Below are 5,139 nucleotides of genomic sequence, written 5' to 3' on the forward strand. Positions count from 1 at the left end.
GAGGCTGGGGCTGGGGCTGCGCGTCCCGTGGTGGACGTGGTGCGGTCCGTCCCGCCGGACCGGGGGCCGCGCGCTGTCCAGGGATCGCATCGCTCACGCGGACCATGCTGGCACCACGCCCGCCTCCCGGACGCCCCCTCGCCCGGCGTGTCGCCTTTGTCGTCGGTTCTCGCGTCCCGCCGCGCGGCTCGGCGCCCGCCGTCGGCCAGGCGGGGCGGGCCGGACGTGAAAGACGCCCGGCCGCCGGGCGGCTCGGGCGTCTTTCGGGCGTGGGAGAGACCGTCAGAGGTTCTTCATGATGTCCCGCATGAGGACGGCGGCCTCGCTCGGCGTCTTGCCGACGCGGACGCCGACCTTCTCCAGGGCGTCCTTCTTCGCCTGCGCGGTGCCCGCGGAGCCGGACACGATGGCGCCGGCGTGGCCCATGGTCTTGCCCTCGGGCGCGGTGAACCCGGCGACGTAGCCGACGACCGGCTTGGTCACGTTCTGCTCGATGTAGGCGGCGGCGCGCTCCTCCGCGTCGCCCCCGATCTCGCCGATCATGACGATGGCGTCGGTGTCCGGGTCGTCCTGGAACGCCTTGAGCGCATCGATGTGGGTGGTCCCGATGACGGGGTCGCCGCCGATGCCGACGCAGGTGGAGAAGCCGACGTCGCGCAGCTCGTACATCATCTGGTAGGTCAGCGTGCCCGACTTGGACACGAGCCCGATCCGGCCCGGCGTGGTGATGTCGGCCGGGATGATGCCCGCGTTCGACTTGCCGGGGGACGCGATGCCGGGGCAGTTCGGCCCGATGATCCGCGTCCCTGTGGTTCCAGAAGACGCGGCGCCCTTCGACTCGGCGTACGCCCAGAAGTAGGCGGTGTCGTGGACGGGAATGCCCTCGGTGATCACGACGCAGAGGCCGATCCCCGCGTCGACGGCCTCGACGACGGCGTCCTTGGTGAACTTCGGCGGGACGAACACGACGGAGACGTCCGCGCCCGTCTGGGCCATGGCCTCCTTGACCGTCCCGAAGACGGGCAGGACCGTGCCGTCGAAGTCGACCGTCTGCCCGGCCTTGCGGGCGTTCACGCCGCCGACGACCTGCGTGCCGGACGCGAGCATCCGGCGGCCGTGCTTGGTGCCCTCGGAGCCCGTGATGCCCTGAATGATGATCTTGCTGTTCTCGGTGAGCCAGATGGCCATCGCTCATGCACCTGCCGCGAGTTCGGCGGCGCGCCTGGCCGCGTCGTCCATGGTGTCGACCTGCTGGACGCCGGGGAGCGCCGCGTCGGTGAGGATCGTCCGCCCGAGGTCGGCGTTGTTGCCGTCCAGCCGGACGACGAGCGGCCGGTTCACGGTCTCGCCGCGGTCGGCCAGCAGCTTGTACGCCGACACGATGCCGGTGGCGACGGCGTCGCACGCCGTGATGCCGCCGAAGACGTTCACGAACACCGACTTCACGTCCCCGTCCGACAGGACGATCTCCAGCCCGTTCGCCATGACCTCGGCGGACGCGCCGCCGCCGATGTCGAGGAAGTTCGCGGGCTTCTGGCCGCCGAACTCCTCGCCCGCGTAGGCGACCACGTCCAGCGTGGACATCACGAGGCCCGCGCCGTTGCCGATGATCCCGACGCTGCCTTCGAGCTTGACGTAGTTGAGGTCCTTGGCCTTGGCCGCGGCCTCCAGCGGGTCGGCGGCGCCCTTGTCCTCAAGCTTCTCGTGCTCCTGGCGGAAGGCCGCGTTGTCGTCCAGCGTGACCTTGCCGTCGAGGGCGATAACCCGGCCGTCGGCGGTGAGGATCATCGGGTTCACCTCGACGAGGGACGCGTCCTCGTCGGTGAACACGGCCCAGAGGCGCTCGATGAGCTCGGCTGCGCCGTCCAGGGCCTCCTGCGGGAGGCGGCCCTGCTCGGCGATCTCGCGGGCCTTGGCCCGGTCGACGCCGTGCAGCGGCGAGATCGGGACCAGCGCCAGCCGGTCGTGCGGCACCTCCTCGATCTCCACGCCGCCCTCGACCGAGCAGATGGACAGGAAGGTGCGGTTGGCGCGGTCGAGCAGGAAGGAGAAGTAGTACTCCTGCGCGATCGCGCTTCCCTCCTCGATCAGGACCTTGTGGACCGTGTGGCCCTTGATGTCCATGCCGAGGATCCGGCCGGCGAGCTCTTGCGCCTCGTCCGCCGAGTCGGCCAGCTTCACGCCGCCGGCCTTGCCGCGGCCACCGGTCTTCACCTGGGCCTTGACCACGACCTTCGAGCTCCCCGCGGCGAACAGCTCCGCCGCGATGGCCCTTGCTTCCTGGGGTGTATGGGCGACCTTGCCGGTGGGCACCGGTACCCCGTACTCGGCGAAGAGATCCTTCGCCTGATGTTCGAACAGGTCCACGAGGCGTCCTTTAACGGATCGACAGTCGATCGACCACACGAGTGGGGGTTACACGGGTGTCCGTGCGGCCGGCACTCTGCGGTCCGCTCCGTCGATGCAGCCTAGTCAACCCGCATCCGTGGTGAGGCCGCCGGGTCCCTATACCAACGAGTGTTACCTAAACGGGGGTATGTCCGCCCTAGGGGGTGGGCACGAGTGGCACGTGAGGAGGATGAACCAATTGACGTAGTTTGATGTACTTATTTCGCTCCGGTGATGGGTCCGGCCACGACAGGCGGGCCCGGCGGCCGGCGGCTGGCGTGGCAAAGGGGGCGGACGCATGGCGATGGCGGAGGAACGGGACACGACCACCGCGGCGTCCGTCCTGATCGGCCCGCTCCCCGCCGACGCCGTCCCCATCGGCAAGACCGTCCCGAGCGGGATCATCTCGGCCGAAACCATCCTGGTCCCGCCGCCCTTGGACCCGGAGTCCGTCCACCCGGAGCAGCTGAGCCCGGCGCCCGTAGGCCCGGAGCCCCTCACCCGCAAGCCATCGCCCTCTCGGGCCCCTCGGACTCCTCGGGCACCTCAGACTCCTCGGACTCCTCAGACTCCTCGGACACGGTCGAGGAAACACGGTTCGGCACGCGTGGTCCGCCGCGTGACGGCCCTCCTCATCGCGGCCGCGATCATCGCGACCGGGGGCGCCAACGTGCCCGACCCCGCCGGGCCCGGCTGGGCGAGCCCCGGGCTGGTCGGCGGGGGCGGCTGGCCGTTCGCGGGCGTCCCGCTGGACCCGGACGACGCCGCCGGGGCGTCCTACCTGCCGAACAGCTCGGTCGTGCGGCTCGCGGACGGGCGCGTCCGGCTCATCCCGTCCGGTGGGGAGGCGCCCATCACGGTCGAGGCGTCCGACCCGCGGGTCGACCAGGCGATCCGGTCCGACAGCTCCTGGCTCGCGCAGGGCGCCGTCCCGACCGGCGGGGCGGCCCCGGCCGCGGCGACCGGCCCCGCCACCGGGCAGCACGGGGACTACCGCGACATGGCCGCCCGCGCCCTGCTCGACCTGCGGCTCCTCACCCGCCCGAACGGCGCGTCGCTCGCGTCCTGGTACACGAAGTGGCGGTACTGCTGGCCCCGCGACTCCGCGTTCGCCGTCGCCGCGTTCACCGCGACCGGGCACCCGTCCGAGGCCCGCCGCATCCTGCGCTTCCTCGCCCGCGCCCAGCACGACAACGGCATGTGGGCCGCCCGCTACAACCCCGACGGGACGGCGGTCACCGACGGCCGGGCGCCGCAGCTCGACTCGGTCGGCTGGGTGCTGTGGGCGACGTGGTTCTACAGCGCCCACGGGCAGTCGTCCGACGAGCTGCCGGACCTGTGGCCCATGGTGCGGCGCGCCGCGGACCATCTCGCCTGGTCGCTGGACGCCGAGGGCCTGCCGCCCGCCTCGTCCGACTACTGGGAACGCGACCACCGCAGCGAGGAGGACCCACGGCGGCCCACCCTCGGTGTCGTCGCCCCGGTGCTGGCGGGCCTGCGGTCCGCGGCCGACCTGGCCCGGGCCCGCGGCGAAGGCGGCAAGGCGGCCGAATGGCGGCGCGCAGCGCAACGCGTGTCGGACGCGGTCACCCGGCAGTTCGCGCCCTACGGCTACCCGCGCTCGCCCATCCGCGACGGCCTGATGGACACGTCGGTGACGTTCCTGGCGCCGCCGTTCGCGCAGACCGACGAGGGTGTGACCGCCGCCATCGCCGACGCGCAGCGCAAGCAGGCACTGCCGAACGGCGGCGTCCTGCCGGGCGAACGCTGGTCCGGCAGCCCCGACGTCGCCTGGACGCCGGAGACGGCCCTGTTCGGCCTCAACGCCGCCACCGCAGGCCGCACTACCGAGGCGGTCGGCCGCCTCGACTGGCTCGCCGCGCACCGCACGTCGCTGGGCGTCCTGCCCGAGAAGGTCGGACCGACCGGCAAGCACGCGGGCCCGGCCCCGCTCGGCTGGACGGCGTCGCTGGTCCTCCTCTCCCTCTCGGCGATGGAGAACCCGCTGCCCATCCCGCCCAGCGGCTGACCGGGACCGATCAGCCGAACTGCTCGAAGCCGAGCTTGACGATCAGCGCCGTCACCACGCACAGCAGCACGGCCCGGACGAACCCGGTCCCGCGATTGATGGCCATGCGCGCGCCGACCTGAGCGCCCGCGATGTTGCAGACGCCCATGGCGATGCCGATCGTCCACAGCACATGCCCCTGCACCGCGAAGACGGCCAGCGCCCCCAGGTTGGTACCGGCATTGATGATCTTCGCGGTGGCGGACGCGTTGACGAAGTCCATGCCGAGCAGCACCGTGAACGCGACCACGAGGAACGTTCCGGTGCCGGGCCCGACGAGCCCGTCGTAGAAGGCGATCACGACACCCGGGACCAGGACCGCCGCCGCGAGCCTCCGCCGGGTCCGCAGCACTGGCTCCGGCACCCGTCCAAGGTCCGGCTTCAGAACCACGATCGCGGCGACGACCAGCAGGACGACCATAATGACCGGCTTGAGCACGTCCGAGGAGATCGCCGCGGCGCACACCGCACCGCCCGCCGCGCAACACACCGCGAGCCCCGCAGCCGCCAACGCGACCGGACGATCCGGCTTGGCGCGGCGCGCATAGGCGACCGCGGCCGAGGAGACCCCCATGATCGAGCCGAGCTTGTTGGTGGCCAACGCGGTCGCCACCGGCTGACCGGGGTTGACCAGCAGCAACGCGGGCAACTGGATCAGCCCGCCGCCTGTCTCTTATACACCT

4 protein-coding genes are annotated in these 5,139 nt (G+C 71.9%); 1 reads left to right on the forward strand and 3 read right to left on the reverse strand.

Going from position 1 to position 5,139, the window contains the following annotated elements:
- Positions 1 to 282: 282 nt before the first annotated feature.
- Both sucD and sucC read right to left on the reverse strand, forming a co-directional pair.
- Entirely contained in the window at positions 283 to 1,188 is a 906-nt protein-coding gene (gene sucD / locus ETD83_RS39150; RefSeq protein WP_138650257.1) for a succinate--CoA ligase subunit alpha, read from the reverse strand.
- Positions 1,189 to 1,191: 3 nt separating this feature from the next.
- Positions 1,192 to 2,367 (reverse strand): ADP-forming succinate--CoA ligase subunit beta, encoded by a 1,176-nt coding sequence (gene sucC / locus ETD83_RS39155; RefSeq protein WP_138650258.1) that lies wholly within the window; start codon positions 2,365 to 2,367, stop codon positions 1,192 to 1,194.
- A 640-nt stretch (positions 2,368 to 3,007) separates the two neighbouring features.
- Here sucC and ETD83_RS39160 point away from each other — a divergent pair.
- Positions 3,008 to 4,417 carry a glycoside hydrolase family 15 protein gene (locus tag ETD83_RS39160; RefSeq protein ID WP_230421488.1) on the forward strand — a complete coding sequence of 470 codons (1,410 nt, stop codon included), beginning with the start codon at positions 3,008 to 3,010 and terminating at the stop codon, positions 4,415 to 4,417.
- A gap of 10 nt (positions 4,418 to 4,427) precedes the next feature.
- Here the strand turns inward: ETD83_RS39160 and ETD83_RS39165 are convergent, their stop codons facing one another.
- Positions 4,428 to 5,114 carry a sulfite exporter TauE/SafE family protein gene (locus ETD83_RS39165; RefSeq protein WP_329603061.1) on the reverse strand — a complete coding sequence of 229 codons (687 nt, stop codon included), beginning with the start codon at positions 5,112 to 5,114 and terminating at the stop codon, positions 4,428 to 4,430.
- Between the last annotated feature and the right edge of the window lie 25 nt (positions 5,115 to 5,139).

Source organism: Actinomadura soli (assembly GCF_005889715.1).
Taxonomy (GTDB): Bacteria; Actinomycetota; Actinomycetes; order Streptosporangiales; family Streptosporangiaceae; genus Spirillospora; species Spirillospora soli.

Excerpts from the sequence above, each read along its gene's own strand:
- sucD (WP_138650257.1), bottom strand. The coding sequence starts at position 1,188 with ATGGCCATCTGGCTCACCGAGAACAGCAAGATCATCATTCAGGGCATC.